21 protein-coding genes are annotated in these 22,963 nt (G+C 27.7%); 1 reads left to right on the top strand and 20 read right to left on the bottom strand.

Annotated features, from left to right (window positions below; all coding sequences use genetic code 11):
* Nucleotides 1-28: 28 nt before the first annotated feature.
* The 7 genes from grpE to gpr all read right to left on the bottom strand — a co-directional run bounded on the left by grpE (nucleotide 29) and on the right by gpr (nucleotide 7,695).
* On the bottom strand, nucleotides 29-631 hold the full coding sequence (gene grpE / locus KQI77_RS00230) for a nucleotide exchange factor GrpE (RefSeq protein WP_216387334.1): 603 nt from the start codon (nucleotides 629-631) through the stop codon (nucleotides 29-31).
* Between the two features lie 24 nt (nucleotides 632-655).
* Nucleotides 656-1,684, bottom strand: coding sequence for a heat-inducible transcriptional repressor HrcA (gene hrcA / locus KQI77_RS00225; protein ID WP_216387333.1), 1,029 nt, complete (start codon nucleotides 1,682-1,684; stop codon nucleotides 656-658).
* A gap of 481 nt (nucleotides 1,685-2,165) precedes the next feature.
* Nucleotides 2,166-3,293, bottom strand: coding sequence for a radical SAM family heme chaperone HemW (hemW, locus tag KQI77_RS00220; RefSeq protein ID WP_216387332.1), 1,128 nt, complete (start codon nucleotides 3,291-3,293; stop codon nucleotides 2,166-2,168).
* 70 nt (nucleotides 3,294-3,363) lie between these two features.
* A complete protein-coding gene (lepA, locus tag KQI77_RS00215; protein WP_216387331.1) occupies nucleotides 3,364-5,169 on the bottom strand; it encodes a translation elongation factor 4 in 1,806 nt (601 codons plus the stop codon).
* A 72-nt stretch (nucleotides 5,170-5,241) separates the two neighbouring features.
* A complete protein-coding gene (locus tag KQI77_RS00210) occupies nucleotides 5,242-5,559 on the bottom strand; it encodes a hypothetical protein (RefSeq protein ID WP_216387330.1) in 318 nt (105 codons plus the stop codon).
* 61 nt (nucleotides 5,560-5,620) lie between these two features.
* The gene (locus KQI77_RS00205) at nucleotides 5,621-6,652 is read right to left on the bottom strand and encodes a stage II sporulation protein P (protein ID WP_216387329.1); all 1,032 of its coding nucleotides are present in this window, start codon (nucleotides 6,650-6,652) and stop codon (nucleotides 5,621-5,623) included.
* Nucleotides 6,653-6,720: 68 nt separating this feature from the next.
* Nucleotides 6,721-7,695, bottom strand: a complete 975-nt coding sequence (gene gpr / locus KQI77_RS00200) for a GPR endopeptidase (RefSeq protein ID WP_216387328.1) — start codon at nucleotides 7,693-7,695, stop codon at nucleotides 6,721-6,723.
* Nucleotides 7,696-7,871: 176 nt separating this feature from the next.
* Here gpr and rpsT point away from each other — a divergent pair, with 176 nt between their 5' ends.
* On the top strand, nucleotides 7,872-8,135 hold the full coding sequence (gene rpsT, locus KQI77_RS00195; RefSeq protein ID WP_216387327.1) for a 30S ribosomal protein S20: 264 nt from the start codon (nucleotides 7,872-7,874) through the stop codon (nucleotides 8,133-8,135).
* A 45-nt stretch (nucleotides 8,136-8,180) separates the two neighbouring features.
* Here the strand turns inward: rpsT and holA are convergent, their stop codons facing one another.
* The 13 genes from holA to KQI77_RS00130 all read right to left on the bottom strand — a co-directional run bounded on the left by holA (nucleotide 8,181) and on the right by KQI77_RS00130 (nucleotide 22,537).
* On the bottom strand, nucleotides 8,181-9,212 hold the full coding sequence (gene holA, locus KQI77_RS00190; RefSeq protein ID WP_216387326.1) for a DNA polymerase III subunit delta: 1,032 nt from the start codon (nucleotides 9,210-9,212) through the stop codon (nucleotides 8,181-8,183).
* A gap of 86 nt (nucleotides 9,213-9,298) precedes the next feature.
* Entirely contained in the window at nucleotides 9,299-10,990 is a 1,692-nt protein-coding gene (locus tag KQI77_RS00185; RefSeq protein ID WP_216387325.1) for a ComEC/Rec2 family competence protein, read from the bottom strand.
* Nucleotides 10,991-11,013: 23 nt separating this feature from the next.
* Complete coding sequence (locus KQI77_RS00180) at nucleotides 11,014-13,503, bottom strand: HAD-IC family P-type ATPase (RefSeq protein ID WP_216387324.1); 2,490 nt, start codon at nucleotides 13,501-13,503, stop codon at nucleotides 11,014-11,016.
* 104 nt (nucleotides 13,504-13,607) lie between these two features.
* Complete coding sequence (gene spoVAE / locus KQI77_RS00175; RefSeq protein ID WP_216387380.1) at nucleotides 13,608-13,964, bottom strand: stage V sporulation protein AE; 357 nt, start codon at nucleotides 13,962-13,964, stop codon at nucleotides 13,608-13,610.
* 18 nt (nucleotides 13,965-13,982) lie between these two features.
* The gene (gene spoVAD, locus KQI77_RS00170) at nucleotides 13,983-14,993 is read right to left on the bottom strand and encodes a stage V sporulation protein AD (RefSeq protein WP_216387323.1); all 1,011 of its coding nucleotides are present in this window, start codon (nucleotides 14,991-14,993) and stop codon (nucleotides 13,983-13,985) included.
* Nucleotides 14,994-15,006: 13 nt separating this feature from the next.
* On the bottom strand, nucleotides 15,007-15,453 hold the full coding sequence (gene spoVAC, locus KQI77_RS00165) for a stage V sporulation protein AC (protein WP_216387322.1): 447 nt from the start codon (nucleotides 15,451-15,453) through the stop codon (nucleotides 15,007-15,009).
* 78 nt (nucleotides 15,454-15,531) lie between these two features.
* Nucleotides 15,532-16,287 (bottom strand): RNA polymerase sporulation sigma factor SigF, encoded by a 756-nt coding sequence (gene sigF, locus KQI77_RS00160; RefSeq protein ID WP_216387321.1) that lies wholly within the window; start codon nucleotides 16,285-16,287, stop codon nucleotides 15,532-15,534.
* A gap of 8 nt (nucleotides 16,288-16,295) precedes the next feature.
* The gene (spoIIAB, locus tag KQI77_RS00155; RefSeq protein ID WP_216387320.1) at nucleotides 16,296-16,727 is read right to left on the bottom strand and encodes an anti-sigma F factor; all 432 of its coding nucleotides are present in this window, start codon (nucleotides 16,725-16,727) and stop codon (nucleotides 16,296-16,298) included.
* Nucleotides 16,720-17,082: an anti-sigma F factor antagonist gene (spoIIAA, locus tag KQI77_RS00150; protein ID WP_216387319.1), complete on the bottom strand. Its 363-nt coding sequence runs from the start codon at nucleotides 17,080-17,082 to the stop codon at nucleotides 16,720-16,722. Before spoIIAA ends, spoIIAB begins: the two co-directional genes overlap by 8 nt.
* A gap of 169 nt (nucleotides 17,083-17,251) precedes the next feature.
* Nucleotides 17,252-17,929: a nicotinamide riboside transporter PnuC gene (gene pnuC, locus KQI77_RS00145; protein WP_216387318.1), complete on the bottom strand. Its 678-nt coding sequence runs from the start codon at nucleotides 17,927-17,929 to the stop codon at nucleotides 17,252-17,254.
* 242 nt (nucleotides 17,930-18,171) lie between these two features.
* On the bottom strand, nucleotides 18,172-20,421 hold the full coding sequence (locus KQI77_RS00140) for an AAA family ATPase (protein WP_216387317.1): 2,250 nt from the start codon (nucleotides 20,419-20,421) through the stop codon (nucleotides 18,172-18,174).
* 112 nt (nucleotides 20,422-20,533) lie between these two features.
* Nucleotides 20,534-21,580 carry a DNA polymerase IV gene (locus KQI77_RS00135; protein WP_216387316.1) on the bottom strand — a complete coding sequence of 349 codons (1,047 nt, stop codon included), beginning with the start codon at nucleotides 21,578-21,580 and terminating at the stop codon, nucleotides 20,534-20,536.
* Nucleotides 21,581-21,586: 6 nt separating this feature from the next.
* A complete protein-coding gene (locus KQI77_RS00130) occupies nucleotides 21,587-22,537 on the bottom strand; it encodes a DUF4003 family protein (protein WP_216387315.1) in 951 nt (316 codons plus the stop codon).
* Nucleotides 22,538-22,963: the final 426 nt, after the last annotated feature.

Raw genomic sequence — 22,963 nt, 5'->3', positions numbered from 1 at the left:
CGAAAAAATAAATATTTATTTTCTTTTTTTAATTTGCTACTTTTACTACTGAATGTCTTATAACTTTGTCGCCTCTCTTGTATCCTTTCATAAATACCTCAGCAACAACATTCTTATCATAATTTTCATCTTCTACATGCATTACTGCTTGATGTAGATTTGGATCAAATTCACCAGATGCATCTATTTCTTCAACACCTAGCTTTTCAAATGCTCCTGTTAGCCCTTTCATTGTCATTTCAATACCTTTCTTAAGGTCTTCAACACTTCCTTCTGCTGCATAAGCTCTCTCTATATTGTCAACTACCGGAAGTATTTCCTTTAATACATCGTTACATGCATCTGTATAAAGGGCTTCTTTTTCTTTTGCTGTTCTTTTTCTGTAATTTTCATATTCAGCTGTCAATCTTAATAGTCTATCTTTTAATGTATCATTTTCATTAGTTAATTTTTTTATTTCTTCTTTATTCTTCTTAAGCATTGATATCTCATCCTCTACTTCTGGAGTTTCACTTTGAGTTTCTTCAGATACATTTTCTTCTGATGATGCCTCATCTGTTACTTCTTCTTCAGATATTGGATTTTCTTCAACTATCTCTTCGTTTTCTAACTTTTCTTTATTATCTTCCAACAAATACACACCTCTCTTGTTTTATTATAATCCTTGATTCTTCAAGGTGTCATTTAACTCTTTCATTACTTCTGCCATTATGGCTATTACCTTTGAGTAATTAATTCTTCTAGGACCTATAAGCCCTATTGTTCCTATTGGTCTACCTCCTACAGAATACTCTGATGATATTACACTACAATTCTTAGCTTCAGGTATATAATTTTCTTCACCTATCTTTACTGATAACTCTCCTATTGGAGCTATAAGCTTAACCATAGAATCTTTATCATATAACATATTAAGAATTTCTTTTGCACTATCTATATCATTGTACTCAGGGTAGTTAAGTATATTAGTTGTTCCTTGCATTATAATATCTGAAGAACTTTCAGACTTAAGTGTTTCATATAATGCTGGTACTATAGCATTAAACAAATCGTCATAACCAACTAGGTCTTTCTTTAAATTGTTAATTACTTCTAAGTTTATATCATCAATTGTTAAATTAGATATTCTTTTATTAATTACTTCATTTATCTTAAATAATTCTTCTACAGATGGTACCTTATCTAGCTTCATTAAATGATTCTTAATAACACCTGCATCTGTTACTATTACTGATAAAAGAGTATTACTATCTACATTCATCAATTGAATAGATCTTATATGACTTTGTTTTACTGATGGTGTCTGAACAACACAAGTTAAATTAGTAAGTTCAGATAACAACCTACTTGCTTGCTTAACTATCTTATCTACCTCTAACATAGCATTATCTATTATATATTCCTTTATAAGAAGCTCTTCTTCTCTAGTAAGACTAGACTTCTTCATCAAGTTATCTACATATAATCTATATCCCTTGCTAGAAGGTACTCTTCCAGCTGAAGCATGTGGTTGTTCTAAGTATCCCATGTCCTCTAAGTCAGACATTTCATTTCTTATTGTAGCTGATCCTACACCTAAATCATACTTTTTAGCTATTGTTCTAGAGCCTACCGGCTCACCAGTATTAATATAGTCATTAATTATTGCTTCAAGTATCATAATTTTTCTTTTATTAATTGACACTATCATCACCTCTTTTTTGTTAGCACTCACTACCATCGAGTGCTAATGACTATGATATTAATATATTCTTTCTTTTATTCTTTGTCAATGGCATATATATATTATTTCTTTTACTTTTTTAAATTCTTAAAGGTTTTTCTTTTATTTTCTCTTGTTTTCTCTTTTTTTCTCGCGTTTTCATTTTTTATTCTATTAAGAAATTATACAGAAGCTAAAACTGTAGATAAGTATCGTAAACATGGCATTTATGTATTGTTACATATACTACTTATAGAATAAAAAAAATAAAATAATGCCCTAACAGAACACCCAAAACAAGTTTTGGGTTCTGTCATAAGGCTCTAACAAAATCGAAGGCTTCATAAAGTAGACTTGGTATTTTTGTATTAAAAATTTATATTATTATTTTTACCTATTTTATAATTATTATTCATATTATTAGCAACACATGTAACCAATAATAATTATTAATTCTCCAAACTTATGTTAATATGAAATCACTCATAACATAATTAGATAACTCAATTCCTTTTTCACTTAAGAATATTTTGTTCCTATCTCTTATAAGTAATCCATTCTTAATATGTTTATCTATTACTTCCTTATATATCGAATCTATGTGTTTATGAAACCTATTAAAAAACTTATTTTCATCTACTCCTTGTAGCATTCTTAGATTCATAAACATAAACTCTTCCATATTATCTATTTCTGAATTATTCACCTCTTCTTCTATAACAGATTTATTATTTTTTATACTATATATATATTCTTTTATAGAAGATATATTTGTTATTCGTCTATTATCAATATAACTACTTGCTGCTATTCCTATACCTATATATTCTTCACAACTCCAATATATTTTATTATGATAACATTCCCTTTGTTCCTTTGAATAATTAGATATTTCATATTGATGATAACCATTAACTCCTAATATATCTTTGGTACATCTATACATCTTTCTTTCACATTCTTCTGTTGGAAGTTTAATAAGATCTTTATTGTACATATCATAAAAAGGTGTTTCTTCTTCTATTATAAGGCTATATGCCGATATATGCTCTGGATTTAATTTTACAATCTCATTCAATGTTTCTTTATACATATTTAGTGTTTGATTAGGTAAGCCAAACATTAAATCTATATTTATATTATTAAATCCCATCTTTCGTGCGAGAAAATAATTTTCCTTAAATTCTTCATAAGTATGAATTCTTCCTATTACTTTTAATAATTGATTGTTAGTGCTTTGAAGTCCAAAACTTAATCTATTTATTTTCCCTTCTTTTATAATTGATAATTTTTTCTCATTTATTGTACCTGGATTACATTCGATAGTTTTTTCTGCATTATCAATATATTCAAGTTCAGATATACCATGCATCAACTTGCTCAAACTTTCATCATCTAAAAAAGATGGTGTACCACCGCCTATAAATAAACTCTTAAATATATATTTATCTTTTATTCTATCAAGCTCTAATAACAAAGCCTCTATATAGTCAGCCATATATCTTTCTGCATTAGCAAAAGACTTAAAATCACAATATAAACATTTTTGTTTGCAAAAAGGAATATGAATATAAAGTGCTACTTCTTTCATTAAAATTTCTCCTTAACATATAAGGGCATCTACTTAATCTAGATACCCTTACTACAATATTTCAAAAACATTAATCTACTTTTAATATTGACATAAATGCCTCTTGTGGAATTTCAACAGAACCTACCTGTCTCATTCTCTTCTTACCTTCCTTTTGCTTCTCTAGAAGCTTCTTCTTTCTAGAAATATCTCCTCCATAACATTTTGCAAGTACATCTTTTCTCATTGCCTTAACTGTTTCTCTAGCAATTATCTTAGAACCTACTGCTGCTTGAATAGGTACTTCAAACATTTGTCTAGGAATTATTTCTTTTAACTTCTCAGCTATTCCTCTTCCTCTAGCATAAGCTCTCTCTTCAGGAACTATCATAGATAATGCATCAACTACATCTCCATTTAATAATATATCTAACTTAACTAGCTTACTTTGCTCATATCCCTTATGCTCATAATCTAATGATGCATATCCTCTAGTTCTAGACTTAAGGGTGTCAAAGAAATCATATATTATCTCATTTAATGGAATATCATAATGAACTACAGCCCTAGTTGTATCCATATATTCCATATCTATATACTTACCTCTTCTCTCTTGACATAATTCCATAACTGCCCCCACATAATCTGTAGGTGTAATTATATCTACCTTTACTATAGGTTCTTCCATATAATCAATTTCAGTTGCAGGTGGTAAATTAGTTGGATTAGTTATGTCAAATTTTTCACCATTAGTCTTAGTTACTTTGTATATAACTGATGGTGCAGTTGTTATAATATCTAAGTTAAATTCTCTCTCTATTCTCTCTTGAATTATTTCCATATGTAATAGTCCAAGGAAACCACATCTAAATCCAAATCCAAGTGCTATAGAAGTCTCAGGTTCAAAATTAAGTGCTGCATCATTAATTTGAAGCTTCTCAAGTGCTTCTTTTAATTCATCATATTTTGCTCCATCAACTGGATATATTCCAGAGTAAACCATAGGTATTGCTGGTTTATATCCTGGTAATGGTTCTGATGTAGGATTATTAGCATCTGTTATAGTATCTCCTACTCTTGCATCTCTAACATTCTTAATAGAACCTGCTATGTAGCCAACCTCTCCTGCTCTAAGCTCTTTTATTGGCATAAGTTTAGGAGTAAACACACCTACTTCTACTACTTCATATACTTTATTAGTTGCCATAAGTTTAATCTTAGATCCAGGTTTTACTATACCATCTTTAATTCTAACATAACATACTACACCTTTATAACTATCGTAATATGAATCAAATATAAGTGCTTTTAGTGGCGCTTCTTCGTCTCCTTCTGGTGCTGGAAGTTTTGTTACTATTTCTTCTAGAACTTGATCTACATTAAGTCCTGTCTTTGCAGAAATCATAGGTGCATCTTCAGCATCGATTCCTATAACATCTTCTATCTCTTGTTTAACTTCTTCTGCTCTCTGGGATGGTAAGTCTACCTTATTAATAACTGGTGCTATCTCTAAATCATTATCTAATGCTAAATAACAGTTAGCAAGTGTCTGCGCTTGAATTCCTTGGGTCGCATCTACTACTAACAAAGCTCCTTCACAAGCTGCTAAACTTCTAGATACTTCATAGTTAAAATCTACATGCCCTGGAGTATCTATAAGATTAAGTATGTATTCATGTCCATCATCTCTTTTATAAATTAATCTTGCTGCTTGAGACTTGATAGTTATTCCTCTCTCTTTCTCTAATTCCATATTATCTAGAACTTGAGCTTCCATTTCTCTCTGAGTTAATGTTCCTGTTGATTCTAATAATCTATCTGCTAACGTAGACTTACCATGATCTATATGTGCTACTATAGAAAAGTTTCTAATGTATTTCTTTCTATCTTTCTCCATAAAATATTGTCTCTATTAGAGACGAACTCACCCCCGAATTAATTAAATCATGTAAAAATTATATCATAAAGATTATAATATCTCTTCTATTTTGTCAAAAATATTTTTTATAATAGTATGTAACGATATATCCTTACATATTATATATTCTCTCTCTCCAACCTTAAATAAGAAATTATCTTCATTATTATATATCTTAACAAATGTATTATCATTAATAAAATCTTGGTATTCTTCTAAAACTTCTTCTTCTTCTACATTAACATATTCATTGTTAATAGGAGACAATGTCTCAGAATTAATAATGTTAATTTTAATAAGACATACCAACACAAATCCAAAAATAAAAAGCAATGATATATATATAATTATTCTCCTAAACCTATCCATAATATTACTTCCTTCTAAAATATAAAATCACTATATATTATCATTGCCTATTTATATTTTTTTATTCATTTTTATTAAAATATTCTGCTATAACCCTAGCTATATATTTAGTTGTATTCTGAACCTCTTCATAGGTATTAACATAACTACCACATTCTATAAGAACTGAATTAGCATTTAAATCTTGATTAAATGCTAATATTCCAGAATTATATTGAAATATTCCTCTAGATATATTAGGGAAAATATTATTAGCTATATCAGTAAATTTAGTTGCTAACTCATAATTCTGAGAATATAATGAACTATTCTTAGTTGTTACAAACATAAATCTTGCAGCATCTTCATTGTTGATATTTATTGTTACTGCATCTTTATTATCTATAGAATCTCTATGAAAATCAATTATTAATTTAAATTCTCCATAAGTATCTATATATTTCTGAACTGTTTCTCTAGATCTATTATAACATCCATTATATTGTATACTATGATCTGTAGTATCATGAATAACCGAGAAACCATACTTTTCTAAATTCTTTTTAAGTTCTTCTCCTGCACCTACTATATTAGTAGAATTGTCAGTAGAATTAACTACACCATTAAATCCTTCTGAAGTATGAGTATGATATATTAAAATTTCAGGCTTACTATTATCTAAAGGTTTAACTAAATCAGATTTCATAACATCTTCTGCTTCAATAAACGATACAGTATTATCATCTATAACAAATGAACTATATTGATTATTATCAGCTACATAAGTAACATTACCTATAATATCATCAAAATAGCTTACTTCGCCACCTACAATACTGAAACTATTAATATTATAAAATCCTATAGCTTCTAAACATATATTCTTTATAGATGCTCTATTCTCAGCATAATCTTCTTCATTATAAATAGTTTCTTCAATTAATGGCATAGTATAATTCAACAACTGAACATAAGAAAAACCACCTCTTTCTCTTGTTCCACCTAATACAATAATTATTCTATAAAAAAATATACATATGATTATCAGAAAAATTATTATTGAAAAATTTATTGTATTTTTCTTTGGATATTTTAAGACTATTTTTTCATACATATTACACCTCACCATAAATGATATTATTAGTATATGATTAGATGTAACATAATTATTATAATAAAAGCTTAATTTAAAAATTTATTTATTTCTTCCATAGTCATATTAGGCTGAATTGCTATGTTAATACCATCTGCAATAATCTTAGACATAGAATCTATCATAACATCTATATCCTTGGGAGTTACAACTAATTCCGTCATATACGGTTCTAATAACTCCTGTATAAGAATACCTTTCTCTTGCTTATCTATTTGTTTTAACATCTTATAGAATTCCTTTCCTTTTGTGGATTTACTTATCATATCATCTATAACAAGATCTATTGCATCACTTGCAATAGTTGATGCATGCACTACTGTAGGCACACCAATTGATATTACCTCTACACCTAATGTTTCTTTGTTAAGTTTCCTTCTATTGTTTCCTACGCCAGCCCCCGGTGCTATTCCACTGTTGCAAATCTGTATAGTTCTATTAACTCTATCAGTCTTTCTAGATGCAAGTGCATCTATACAAATAACTAAATCTGGTTTTATCTTATCTACAACTGCAGATACTATCTCACTTGTTTCAATACCTGTTATACCTAAAACTCCTGGAGACATAGCACCTACTGAAACTACATCATCTGTTATAATATCTGGCATAACATCTCTTAAATGCCTAGTTACCATAATTTTTTCTATTACTTTAGGTCCTAAAGCATCTGGAGTAACTTTAACATTTCCTAATCCCACAACAAGAACACTTTTATTAGAATCTATTTGGGTTAATTTTTTTAGTGTTTTACCTAAAGCACTGGCCACATCATTCATGAGCTCTCCATCATATGCAGTATATTCCGGTACTTCTAGAGTTATATATGTTCCTATAGGTTTACCTAATAATTTTTCTCCATTCTTATCCATTACTTTTACTATAGTTATCTTCGTTCCATCTTGTATTGTTTCTTCAACTTCTATACCATCTGGTTCTGAATTATTTTCTTCAACATATAAGTTATGTGATTCACATGCTAAATCTGTTCTAACATTTTCCATACTATATATTCACCTACCTATTTTCTTTCTCTTTTTTATTTTTCCTAATTTAAATAATTTAATACTTGAATATGTAATATTTCAATGCTATAATAGGGAGTGTTGAATATGACGAATTATGCTTGTACGTAGATCAAGCATAAACCCTATAAAATTTTAGAGGGGGTGAATTAAGAATGGCAAATATTAAATCAGCAAAGAAAAGAATATTAGTTACTAAGACTAAAACAGCTCAAAATAGAATGATTAAGTCTGCATTAAAGACTGCTATTAAGAAATTCGAAGCTGCAGTTGTTGCTAACAACGCTGAAGAAGCTAAAGCTTCATTCGTTAGCGTTACTAAAGCTTTAGACATGGCTGCTCAAAAAGGAGTAGTACATAAGAACATGGCTGCAAGAAAGAAATCAAGATTAGCTGCTAAGTTAAACGCTATGGCTTAGTTTCGATACCGACCTAGTTATCTAGGTCGGTTCTTTACTTTATATTTACTTTATTGTTGCTATGTTAATAAGAAGTAATTCTAGTTCCATATTCTTATCTACAGTACTAGATTTTAATCTAAGCTCAGTATCTATACATTTTTGTATTATCATTCCCAATCTTTTAAATGAATATTTTCTACTTAAATTAATTATTTTTTCACATACAAACATAGGTACTTTTAATTCTTTAGCAATTTGTTCAGTTCTTTTACCTGCATTGATACTAGTTTTAGCCTCATATAATTGTTTGAATTTTTTCTCTATAGATATAACTATAAGCATATGTTGATCTGACTTAAATAATATATCATCCATAACATTCATAGCCTTATTAATCTTACCTTGAGATGCTAAATCAACTAGATCAAATACGTCATCCTCACTTCTAGAACCTACTAATAACATAATATCTTCTTTTCTTATCTCTCTACCATATGTATATGCAATAAGCTTATCTATTTCATGATTAATAATTTCAAAATTATTTTGAACTCTATCACAGAAAAATCTAAGTTCCATATTTCCTATATTTTTTCCTTTTTCCTCAAATATAGTTCCTACTCTTCTTATAAATTGCTCTCTTTTTAGTTTATCACAATAAATAACATTAGATATCTTATCTAATGCCATTATCTTTTTATTTTTCTTAGGAGTTTCTCTTTTATCTGAAAATAATAAATAAGCTATAACTATAGTGTACTCAGGAACATTTTCTATATAATTCTTAAATTCTTTATATAGTTTTTCTCTCTCTGAATCACATTTGTCTTTAAGAAAATATGCTCTATATATAACAACTATCTTCTTATCTCCAAAAAAGGGCATAGTTTCACATGCATTCAATATCTCATCCATAGTAATATTATTACCATCTAATCTTATATAATTTAAATCGTTAGATTCATCAGCTATAAATTTTTTACTTATTCTTCTTATAGCTGATTTCATTAATTCCTCATCTTGTCCACAGAATATATATGAATTTCCTATCTTATTTTCCTTTATATTTTTTTCAAAAATATCATAAGTTATCATCTTATCGTCCTTTCAATATACACATATACTCAATAATAACATAAAAGCTACTCTTTTTTAATCTCATTATAGCACAATTCTAATATTCAATAGCTATATATATTGTTATCTATTACATACAATACGTCTATATAATCATTTCTAAAATTTATCCCTTTAGATTCTTTATTTTTATATCTATTTACATCTAAATATATAGACTTATTATTTATTTTAAGAGTATAAAATTTTTCTTCTTGCTCTAATATAGCTTCTGCTATAGTTATATAATTACGATCATTTATTATAACATTATCTGTTCCATAAATTTTCTTTAAATTCTGTATATCAGGACTTGAATCTTGTAATAAAATAATACTTTCCCCTCTATAAGATAATGCTACCCCACCTTGTCTTAAATATTCAATTTTTAGGAATGGACTATATATATTTATTATCATTAATATGCTTGCTATTATAGGCAATACTTCTGCTTTCTTATACCCACTCTTAATAAAGCATACAGTAACAATTATTGCTCCATATAAAAATACATATTCCTTATTTAATATAATAGTATTGCAACTAATATTATAGATTATATCCATAACATTATCTAAAATAACAATTATCTTCAACAATATGTAGGATAACAAATCAAATAAAAATTGGCTTTTATATATAATAATAAAAACATTCCCCAAAAATATTATTATATTTAATATAGGAACTATAATCACATTAGCTAATACACTAACTGATGACACTTCGTTAAATTCTCTAATAATTATAGGAATTGTAAATATCATAGCCGAAATACTTATTGCTACCGTACTTCTTATAATATCTGGAAGCATATATAATCTATCACATACCTGTTTATTAAAAATAATTATTCCTAAAGTTGATAAATATGATAATTGAAATCCTAAATTAAAAAATAAATATGGACCATATATTAACGTTAACATCGCACTTATTGCTATAGCTGCTATTGCTGAATAATTTCTATAAAAAATCTCTCCACCTATCTTTATTATTATCATTATTAATGCTCTTACAGCTGATACTGGTGCTGATGTAAAAAGCACATATAAGATAATAATAGGAACTATAAGAGGTCTTTTTATAAGATTTTTAAGTATAGAATATATTATAGCAACATGCATTCCTGATACACTTATTGCATGAATTATCCCCATATTGTTGAAGTTCTCTTTATCAACTTCGTCTAAATAATCTGTATAACCATAAGATAATGAACATATAAGAGCTGCTTTTCTCCCACCTAAATTCTCTTTTAATTTATTATATATATTTTCTCTAAATTTGAATAACCTTGAGTTTATAGTTTGTCTATTGCCTAATATTCTTCCTTCTACTTCTATTGTTCCTACAATCCCACTCTCTATATCATTACATTTAGTGAATTCTCCATTAATCTTTATAACTTCCCCCACTTCAAGTTTTTCTCTACAAGCTATATATACTTTTTTACCCATATACTTTGCCACAGAATAATTATCATTTACTTTTATTATCTTCACTTCTCCATATACCCTGCCTGTTTCTATTGAGTAATATCGAAAACAATTACAAATTTGAATAAGAGATACTATGATAATAATAAACATAAATGTTTTATTAGTTTTTATAAATAAAATAGAAAAAAATAGACTTGCAACAATTATTGCAAGTCCTTTATTCATATACCATAATCCATAACACATAGATGCTATAACCACACCCAATGATATGTATACAATATGATAATGTACATCATTAATATCTTCTATCATAATAGACTCACCTCGTCTATTAATTATGCCCACTTTCTAAAAAATAATTCTATTATAAAATATAACACCAAAAGAATTAATCCTCTAATTAATATCCATTTAGTTAAATGTACTCCAATAAATAATGCTATTACAACTACAAGGGAAATCAATACAAACAAACTAATTAATAACAAAATCTGTTTTCTCTGTAGCTTTTTTAATGATATTCTAGAATCTATTATAACTTGTCCTATTATCATCATTCCAAACATAGCATATAAAATTGGTGATACACTGCTCTTTGTCTTATAAACAGTAATTAATGGAAAACTTATCCACAATATACACCTTATTATTTGCTTATATATGTTAATAACTTGATCTTTTTTTTCATCATCCATTGTTATAGTAGACAATAAAATCATCATTGCTATATTAAATATAGTTATGTAATTAAAATTATCTTTTATATTGATTAATCTAGCAATATTAATAATCATAATTTCGCTTATTAACATACTTATAATTAATGTTACTGTATTTTTTACACCTCTTGAAAATTTCTTAGATATATCTATTATGTTCAAAAACTTCTGTATATAATCTTCTTTTACATATACATCAGAAACTCTTCTAACTACCTCTGGAACTTCACCTTTTGCTATCCCTACCTTTGATACACTAAGTGATGCTAAATCCCCTAAAGTTTCTCCTGTAGATGCTATATTATAATTATCTTTAGTAAACATAGCTATTATTCTCCCCTTTATCTCAGGAGTAACTCTTGAAAACAATCTAACTTTTGATAATAACTTTTTAAGTTCTTCTTTAGTTGACGATTCTAACTCAATTCCAGATATAACTCCTCCTACATCTGATATAAGATTGCATCTTTTTCCAACATAAGTTGCCGCTATCTTGTTATCTTCAGTAAAAACTATTGGTGTAATTCCTCTATTCTTTACTTCTTCTATTGAAGCATTAATATCTTCTTTGAATAAATTTTCAAGTGCAACTATAGCAGTAAATACTAAATTACTTTCTATATTTTCGGACAAAGACGGCATATATGAAAAATTTCTATAAGCAACTCCTTGAGTCAATAAACCATCAACTGAATAATTATAATCTACAGCCTTTATCTTCTCTCTATCCTCATCTGTTAAAGGTCTCTCTGCACCATCAATTAATATATGTGTACACCTATCAATTAAATTATCTAAATTTCCTCTTACATTAGCCCTATATCCTCTATTAAATTTATTGATAGTTGTTAATACACGTTTATCAGAATCCATAGGTACTTCTAAAACTCTTTTATATTTTGAATCTAATATTGATTTATATATTTTGTTATTAGCTGCATACCTTAAATATGCTATTTCTGTTGAATTACCTGTTCCTGAATCCTCTGTAATATTATATACAGAATCATTACATAATAATAAAATATCCACAGCTCTTTCTATATTTTTATCCTCTGTATAGGATACATTTTCCATAGACATAATTTCATCATTTGTGTATATAGATTTAAGTTTCATTTCATCTTTTGTTATAGCTCCAATTTTATCTATAAACAATACATCTATATCTTGAATCAAGTCTAGAGTAGACATATTAATTAATTCTATACCATATTGCTTCATAGCATCTGCTTTAATAATTTTAATTTCTAACATAATTATTATTGCTATAGGTAATGAATTAACTACAGTAGCAGATAATAATACGCTACTTAAATTATGGTTTAATATGTATGATAACACTATAGCTCCTATAGTCAAAATAAATGAATACATACTAATTTTTTTGTTTATTTTATTCATTAGTGTATGTTTATTATTAGCATATTCAATTAAAGACATTAGTTTTCCGAATTCTGTAGATTTACCAACCTCTATTACAACTCCAGTTCCTTCTCCTTCAACTATTATAGAACCTTTAAACAAAATATTTTTCATGTCTTTTATGTTATCTATATTGCCATCTAACTTATTCTCAAATTTTTCTTTTAAAAATCTTTCTCCAGTTATGTTTTTTTCATCAACTTTTAAATCTTTTGCTTCTATTATTCGCAAATCTGCTCCTATCAATGATCCTTTTTTAAATGAAACTATATCTCCTAAAACCAAATCTTGAGCTCTTATAATTTTTTCTCTATTATCTCTAATAACTGTTACTGTAGCATCATTAACTCTTTGTATGTAAGAAATATTATTGTTATTTTTTATAGTTATCATAATATTCATAACTATGTTTATAATAATAAATATTCCTGTTATAGACATCAATATATACTCATTATTGAATAAACAAAAACTAAAAATAATAATTAAAATAAAAATATATCCTTGGAAAAAAGCCTTACATGTTGAAACAAAGTTATTATTACTAGTTTTTAATTTTATCTTATTAGAACCAAATTCTTTTCTAACTGTCTCACATTTATCTTCACTTAAGCCATTATAAGCATCACTATGAAGCATGCTTACTACATCCTTCCAAAACATACCATAAAATTTATTCAAAATTTCTCCAACCCCTTCGCATCCTTTTACCAACAATACTATTATAATACAAATATCTATAACTAACTACATATATGCACTTAAATTAATCATTTGTTATCATACTACTTTTTTGTTTTAGGATTAAAAATTACAGCCATTAAATATCCAAAGAAAATAGCTGCTGTTATACCTGCTGCTGCTCCTGTTACTCCTCCTGTAAATGCTCCTAATAACCCTATTTCATCAACTTCCTTAATCACTGACTTTGCTAATGTGTTTCCAAAACCAGGCAAAGGAACTGTTGCACCTGCACCTGCAAAATCAATTAATTTATCGTATATACCAAAAGCTCCAAGTATAGCTCCTAATACAACAAAAATAACTAAAATTCTAGCTGGTGTAAGTATTGTAGTATCCATTAGCACCTGTGCTATAACGCATATAAGTCCCCCAATTAAAAATGCTTTTAATAATTCTATAATCACAATAAAAACCTCCTATTCAACCTCTATTGCTACAGCATGGGCAATTCCTGGTATGCTTTCTCCTTGATAATTAGATGTAGGACTCATAAGTGCACCTGTTGATACTAACAATATTCTCTTTACATCTCTATTAAGTAACTTCTTATAAAAATATCCGGAAGTTACAACTGCAGAACATCCACAACCACTTCCTCCAGCCTTTGCATCTTGTGTTTCATCAAATATCATTTCACCACAATCTTTATGATTACTAGTAATGTCATATCCATATTCTAACAACAATTTATCTGTTATCTCTTTGCCAATCTTACCCAAATCTCCAGTTATTATATAATCGTAATCTTCTGGCGATTGATTGGTATCTTTTAAATGTGTATATATTGTATTAGCAGCAGCAGGCGCCATAGCAGCCCCCATATTGTTTGGGTCCGTAATTCCATAATCTTTAACTTTACCAGTTGTTACATATCTTATATAAGGATAATTTCCTTTGTTTCCTAGAACCATTGCTCCTGCTCCTGTTACTGTCCATTGTGCTGTAGCATGTCGCTGTGAACCATATTCTAAAGGAAATCTAAATTGCCTTTCAGCCGCACTAAAATGAGATGATGTTGCAGCTACAACATAATCTGCAAACCCTCCGTCCATAATTAAAGACGCTATACTCAAGGATTCTGCCATAGTTGAACATGCTCCATATAATCCAAAAAAAGGTATGTTAAGATCTCTAGCCGCATATCCTGATGATGTAATTTGATTAAGTAAATCCCCTGAACATAAATAATCTATATCTTCTTCTGCTAAATTGGCATTTAATATACTTCGTAAAATTGCTGTATATAGAAGTTTTGATTCAGCTTTTTCAAATGACTTCTGTCCAAAAGTATCATCTTCAATAATATCATCAAAATATTGTGCTAATGGTCCTTCACCTTCTTTAGGTCCTACTATTGAATAAGTCATAATTATCTTAGGATGACTTCTTAATTCAACTGTTGATTCTCCTAATCTTTTATTGCTCATAATTAATACCTCACTATTTTATAAAATAATATATAATACCTATTAATACTGATGAACCTATTCCATATACTAATACAGGACCAGCTATAATAAACATCTTAGATGCAACTCCAAAAACATATCCTTCTTTTTTAAATTCCATAGCTGGAGAAACAATAGAATTAGAGAATCCAGTTATAGGTACAACAGTACCTGCTCCAGCAAATTCAGCTATTCTATCATATATACCTATTCCTGTTAAAAGTGCTCCTAAGAAAATCATAACTATAGACGTTATAGCCCCCACTTGTTCCTTAGTAAAGTCAAAACTCTGAACATAATTATTAACCAATTGACCTATACTACATATAAAACCACCTACTAAAAAAGCCTTAATAGAGTCTAAAAATATAGGTGTCTTTGGTTTCACATTATCTGAAATACTCTGAAACTTCTGTTTAGCTATATTCTCTTTATTCATATAAAACACCCTTTCTTTTTTTATATTTATATTTTCCCCAAAGAATAAAAGGTTATACCTAAAAATAGATATAACCTTTTATTCTTGCAATTTATCTCGCATAATATTAAGAACTCTCTTTTCAATTCTAGAAACTTGAACTTGACTTATTCCTAGCATTTTAGCTACTTCTGTTTGTGTTTTATCTTTAAAATATCTCAAAATAATTATTTTTTTTCCTCTTTCATCTAATGTACTTAATGCTTCTTTTAATGCTATCTTATCTGTAATATTTCCATCTTCTTCTCCTTCTTCGCTTAATTTATCAATTAACAAAACAGGAATACCGTCTTCTTGATGAATAGTATCATATAAATATTGAAGATTACTATTAGATTCCATAGCAAATATAAGCTCTTCCTTCTCTATTCCTGTATATGCAGATAATTCTTCAACAGTAGGAGCTCTATTTAATTTTTTACTTAATTCTTCTCTTGCATAATGAATCTTTATAGCTTGACTCTTTACCGTCCTGCTAACTTTCATTATTCCATCATCTCTTATATATCTTCTTATTTCTCCAAGTATCATTGGAACAGCATAAGTAGAAAATTTTACATTAAAAGAAGGATTGAAATTATTAACCGCTTTTACTAAGCCAATACATCCTATCTGAAATATATCTTCATAATCATAACCTCTCATTATAAATTTTTTACTTATAGAAGAAACTAAAGGTAGATTTTTTTCAATTAATTCATCTAAAGCTTCTTGATTTCCATTTTTTATCTTCTCTAGTAATTTTGAATTTTCCTCATATTTGTAATCTTCTACCCTATTATTTCTTTTATCCATAGTATCACCTAATTTACTGAATTAAACTTTTTGTATAATACTATTTTAGTACCTTTTCCTTCTGTACTATCCACTTCTATATTATCCATAAAACTCTCCATAACAGTAAAACCCATACCAGACCTTTCAAGATCTGGTCTTGATGTATACAATGGTTCCATTGCTTGTTGTATATCTTTTATACCTTTGCCATAATCAATTATTACTATCTTAGCTTCATTTCCATATAGACATACTTCAATTCTAATTATGCAATCTTCCTTTCCATCATACCCATGGATTATACTATTTGTAACTGCTTCTGAAACAGCTGTTTTTATATCTGATAATTCTTCTACAGTAGGGTCTAATTGTGCAACAAATGCTGCTACTGCTACTCTTGCATAGCTTTCATTCTGAGATCTACTTTCTATTTCTAATACAATCTTATTATCATGCATTCCTATAATTCCCCTCCATTTTTAACACTTCTAAAGCTTCATCTACATTATCATAATAATCTATTACCTTTAATAAACCTGATAATTCTAGTACCTTGCTCACATTATTTCTAGCATCAGTTATACAAAAACTTCCTTGCTTCTTCTTTATTTTTTTATATCTTCCTACAATGGCCCCTATCCCAGAACTATCCATGAATGTAACTTCTCCGAAATTTAGTATTACATTCTTTATATTATCTCTATCTATTCTATCATCTATTTTAGTTCTTACTAAATCAGCATAATGATGATCTAATTCACCTACCAAGTCTACCACTAAGGTATCTAACTTTTTCTGAAATCTTAAGTACATATAAACCTCCAACAATTATCTCTTTACCATATTTTAACAATTTAATTATATTAAGTCAATGCCTTATCTATATAACAAAAATTTAAGCATTATATCAAGTTCATTTTTCTTTTTCCGAATTGTTCTAAACATACTTCTACTCTCCAATCTCAATAATATAATTTGTGTATCATCCACAACTTGATTCTCTTTTCTTCCAACTGATAAAACCATATATATCATAAAAAAAGAAAATAATAAAGATAATAGTTACCGATAAATAACGCGGATCGCGAATGGATGCCAAAATCCAAAGAACAATCAGCACAATATCATTTGATGCATATCCTAATGCATAATAAGATGATCTCAACATGGTCAGTGAGGCAGCGAAAAAGCTGGTTGTCACGGATATTGTACTAAATGTTATATTCGGTGTGTTTAATGCATCTAATATCGCAAAAAATAAAGCTGTAACGGCAGTGCCGCTAATTATCAGCAGAAAAACATGTTTGGGGGTTAATTTCTGAATCTCAACCTCTTTTCCACTCGCTGAAGGGTTCCTTATCCATGTTATTGTTGACCATATCGCCATCGGCATAGTCATTCCAAGATATGTCATCATTTCTCCCCAATAACGAAATTGCCATGAGATAATGCTATACAGAATACTGAATATTATCATTAAGATCTGAGACCACACATTACCTTTTGCTGCAAATATCAAAGAGGTAACCCCTATGGATGCAGCAACTAATGTCAGTAAATCAAAATTTCCGGATAAAAGGTTTGATATAATAATTATGCACAACGAACCAATCCATACCCTGCATTCTTTTTTCGTTAAACTTGTAATTGGATTACTCATATTCACTTTTAATCTCCTTTCTTATCATCTTTAAAGCAAAAAATAAAGCGCCAGAGGTTTCTATCTTCTCAGACCTAACGATAGAAACTCTGACGCTTAACTTTCCTACCCGGCGGCAGAAAAGCATCATAATCTATTTTATTGCTACCTATTTATAACATGTAAGAAACTCATTGTCAAGAATTTTTTATATCAGAAATTCTTAATGAAATTATGATATTTATAAAAATATAATTTCTATATTACAAGTATTTCTTTAAATTGTTTCTTATTTTTCCCAAAACTTCTTCATAACTAACACCCATGGTTATTTCAATAGCTTCTTTAATATTTTTCATAGAAAATATATGAAGCCTCTTTGTTTTAACACATTCCTCTACTTCAGGCAATAAAATTAATTCATTTATATTTGTTTCTGGTATTAATACATTTATCCCACTATTAACACCACAAGCCATGCACACATCATAAAAGCCTTCTATCTTTTCTTTTACTCCACCTATAGGTTGAACTTCTCCCATTAAATTAAGAGATCCTGTTACAGCAATGTTTTGCTTTATAGGAATTTTACTTATAGAAGATAATATTGCTAAGTATTCAGCAACAGTTGCACTATCTCCATCTATTGTTCCATATACTTGTTCAAAACTAACATAAAAATCTACTGGCAATTTTTTGTATGGCCATATTTCATTACTTAATAAGCCTTTTATTATATTAATTGATTTTATGTGAATATTTCCTGATAAACTGCTTTCTTTTTGAACATCTATTATATTCCCATTTCCAACACCACATACACAATTAATCCTTATTGGTTTTCCAAAATTTGCCGAATTAGTGCTAATAACAGCTAATCCATTTATTGTTCCTATTTTTTTCCCTACTAGAGACAATACCATTTTTCTTTCTTGATACATTGATATTATTTCTTTTTGAATATAGCTTTTTGGATAAAATATATCTGATAATGTTTCATTCTCTATATTATTTTTTATTTTTATAATTAAATCATCTAAAATATCCATGTCAATATTCATTCTATATTTGTTATCCTCTGCTCTGCACAAATATCTCATTATTTCTAATATAACCATATTAGATATATCATGTATTCCATATTTTTTAAATCTAGCTATTATATAATCTTTTATTACATTTTCATTATTTTTTACCTCAATATATTCTGGAAATTGAAGTACTTCATTAAATAACTGCTTAAAATCTTCATCACCATTTATCAACAAATTGTATATTTCATAGCTTCCAATTAAGATAACCTTTACATTTATAGGTATTGACTCACCTTTAAAACTATTAGTTGTTATTAGTTCTAATATAGATTTATTTCCATCTATATTTACTTTTTTGCTCATCAAAGATTTCTTTAACATATTATAACTAATAGGATTATTTAATAGTTGATTAATTCTTATTATAAGTACTCCTTCATTTGCTTTTAATATAGATCCTGCTGATATCAACGATAAATCAGTGTAATAAATTCCATTCTTATTCTCATATTCCACATTTCCAAATAGATTTGATGGAGTAGGATCTTCTTCATAAATTATTGGAAAATGTACTTTATTAGAATTATCAACTAATACATTTATATCTATACTTTTTAATATTTTTTCTATATTCTTCTCATCATCTTCAAGATTAAGAGTATATTCTTCTATAAGCTTAGCTTCTATTATATCAAATAATCTTTCTAAGAAATTATATGCATTTTCATCTTCTATAAATTCTAACAATAAATCTTGTTTTTCCTCTTCCATAATGCTTTCTATATATCTTTTATATATCTTTTTTAAACTTTCTAATGCTATTAATTCCATCTTCTTTATTTTGTCTAATATTATCTCTGCTTTATCCTTTAATTCAGATGCCTTTATAATAATTAAATCTTTCTCAGAATCACTTAACTTGTCATATTCATCTTCTGTCATAATTTCTCCATCTCTTAACGGAACAAATGCAAATCCAGACTTAGTTGTTTTTATTTCAAAACTTTCTTCACTAGCCATGTCTATAAGTTCATCCATATATTTACTACGTTTTATACTAACTTCTTCTATAAGCTTATCTTTTTCTTCATCTGATGACGCATTATAAAATTCTACACATACATCATAATATTTATCTTTTATATTTTTTATTGATGACTTCAACTTTTTTCCATGCCCATTTTCTACATAAATAGCTTTAGGTTTATTTTTATCTTTATCTATAACATAACATATATCTGACGGAGGTTTAGTATTAGATAATGTTTTTTCTATACATTCTATCATTTCTTGCAACCTTTGCTCTGAAAATTTATCTATTATAAATAAATTATAACTTTTATCCGTTATTGAAATAGCTTTTTCAATTTTTTTATAGAATGAATTTATTGGGGGAATATTCTTAAGTTCTCCTTTATCCTCCCCTTCCTTACATGAGAAGTTAAATAGAACTTCTGATAGAGTTAATTCTCTTTTCATTAAATACCCACTTTGAAAAAGCTGTTTTTACAGACTTCCCCTAGTAGTTCCCTCCTTTTATATTTTTTCTTATTATATTAATATTCTAAATATCTTATAAAGGGAATATTTTTCAGAAAAAAGTTATCTGTCTATTTTCTGTTTCTCTAAAGGATGATATGCTAATTCCTATTAATCTAAGTGGTTCTTGTAATTTTTCATTATCAAGTAATTCTTTAGATATATTATATATTTCTTCTGTTGATCTTATATAATGATTAAATGTTTTACTTCTTGTATGGTTTTTAAATGACGATGTTTTGTATTTTAATGTTATTGTTTTTCCTTCCATATCTCTTTTTTCTAAAATACTATTTATTTCCCGGGAAAACTTCAATAAATACTGTAATAATTCACTTTTATCTATAATATCACTCTTAAAAGTAGTTTCTTTTCCTATAGACTTTCTTTCTCTAGATACAATCACTTCTCTATCATCAATTCCTCTTATCCTTTTATAAATATCCACACCTAATTTGCCCATATATTCCATATAAAATTCTTGGGGCATTTCATACAAATCCTTTATAGTAAATATTCCAATATTATTAAGCTTTGAAACTGTTTTTTTGCCTATTCCAAACACTTTATTTATATTTAGAGGTAATAAGATATCAGGAATCATATCTTTAGTAATAACCTTAATTCCATTTGGTTTATTCCAATCCGATGCAAGTTTTGCCAAAAATTTATTATACGAAACTCCTACAGACAAAGTCAATCCAATTTCTCTCTTAACCCTATCTTTAATAAGTTTAGCGACCTCAATTCCATCATTATATTCTGTATTAGTTAAATCTAAAAAAGCCTCATCTATAGATAGAGGCTCTATTATCTCTGTATATTCCTTAAAAATATCAAATATTTTGTTAGAAATATCTTTATATCTATTCATTCTAACAGGTATAAATTCTCCCATGGGACATTTCTTTACCGCTATAAAAACTGGCATAGCTGAATGTATTCCATATCTTCTAGCTTCATATGAGCAAGTGGAAACAACTCCTCTTTCTCCTTGTCCACATACTATAACCGGTTTACCTTTTAATGAAGGATTATCCATAACTTCAACTGATGCAAAAAATGCATCCATATCTACATGTATAATTATTCTATCCATAATAAACTACGCTAATACTTCTTCCATCAATCCTTGATTCTTACTATTTATAAATGAATATACACCTATTGTTAGAAGTTCATTTAAATATTTTTCTTGTCCTTCATTGTTATAATATTCTAGCATAGCTATCGCAATAAAAGCTCTAAAGCTGCTATCCATGTAATATTCATATTCATACTCTTCATCACATAATTTCTCGATAATAGCCTTTACTTGTCCACTATATTCTTGAGGAACAAAACTACCTGCAGATACTGCTAGAATAGGTAAAAATTGATGACTTATACTAATATTTTTTTCTTTCATCTCAAGTAATAATTGTTCTATTCTTATTAATGATGATTCATTATTGTTAAGTATAACTGAAAGAGTTAACCCTTGAAGACTATTCTTAGAAAAATGTTCTATATTCATAAGGGAATTAAATATATTATCCATACAATTATTAACAATCTTTGTATCAATTCCATTTATTGATAACAATGCACATTCTAAATAATCATCTTCATTTATTATATCGCCATACTTTAACTTCATATAAGAATATATTTCTTTCATTCTATGCATACTTTCTTCATTTTCTGTAGATTCTCCATGTTTAACATATGCATAAGCAGCTAATACTAGATATTGACTTTCTTTAAACCCTTCATCTAATAATTCGTCATAAGTTTCTAAAAGTACTTCACAGAAAATCCTACTATTACTCTCTAACCCAATTAAAAATGATAATAAATATAATATATCACCTCTAAAAGCTGACATTCTAGGTGTATTATTCTTTATGTAAGTTCTTATTTTCTTTATTCTATCAACTGGTAAATCCATTCCTGCATTAGCATAAACAATTGCAGCATAATGATTAATATAATCTCCATCAAATCTAAATTCTTCTCTAGCTTGTCTATAATTTCTAACTGTTAATTTGCATAAACTCTCTAATTCTTTTTTCATAACAAACTCCCCATTTCTAAATAAAAGGTATTTTTACAAAAACCTTCTATAAATTATTATATACTAATCTTTTAATAAATGGCCTTAATTATTTATTAACTTTATTATATATTCCTTTAGTGGCAATATTATGTCACTTTTGCTTAATAAATTAAAATATAATAGCACGCATATTATATTTTAATTATTTAATCGTTATGGTGATTTTTAATATATCTATATTATTAACAAGTATCTTAAGTATTCAGTAATTCTTACTTAAAAAAGTTATTGAATACATTTATTTTGGATTACTTATTTTTTCAGTTGAGGATATTTCATAATAGAAATATCCCAATCTGTGGATAACTTTTTAAATTTTTTCTAAAAAAGCCGATAGCAAAGCTAGGTAACTGAAATTACCTTTTTTTGATATTTATTTTTATG

This window comes from Clostridium sp. MSJ-8 (assembly GCF_018918325.1).
Classification (GTDB): domain Bacteria; phylum Bacillota; class Clostridia; order Clostridiales; family Clostridiaceae; genus Clostridium.
Note: the sequence above shows the minus strand (reverse complement) of the source record. Positions and strands in the feature narration are given on the sequence as shown.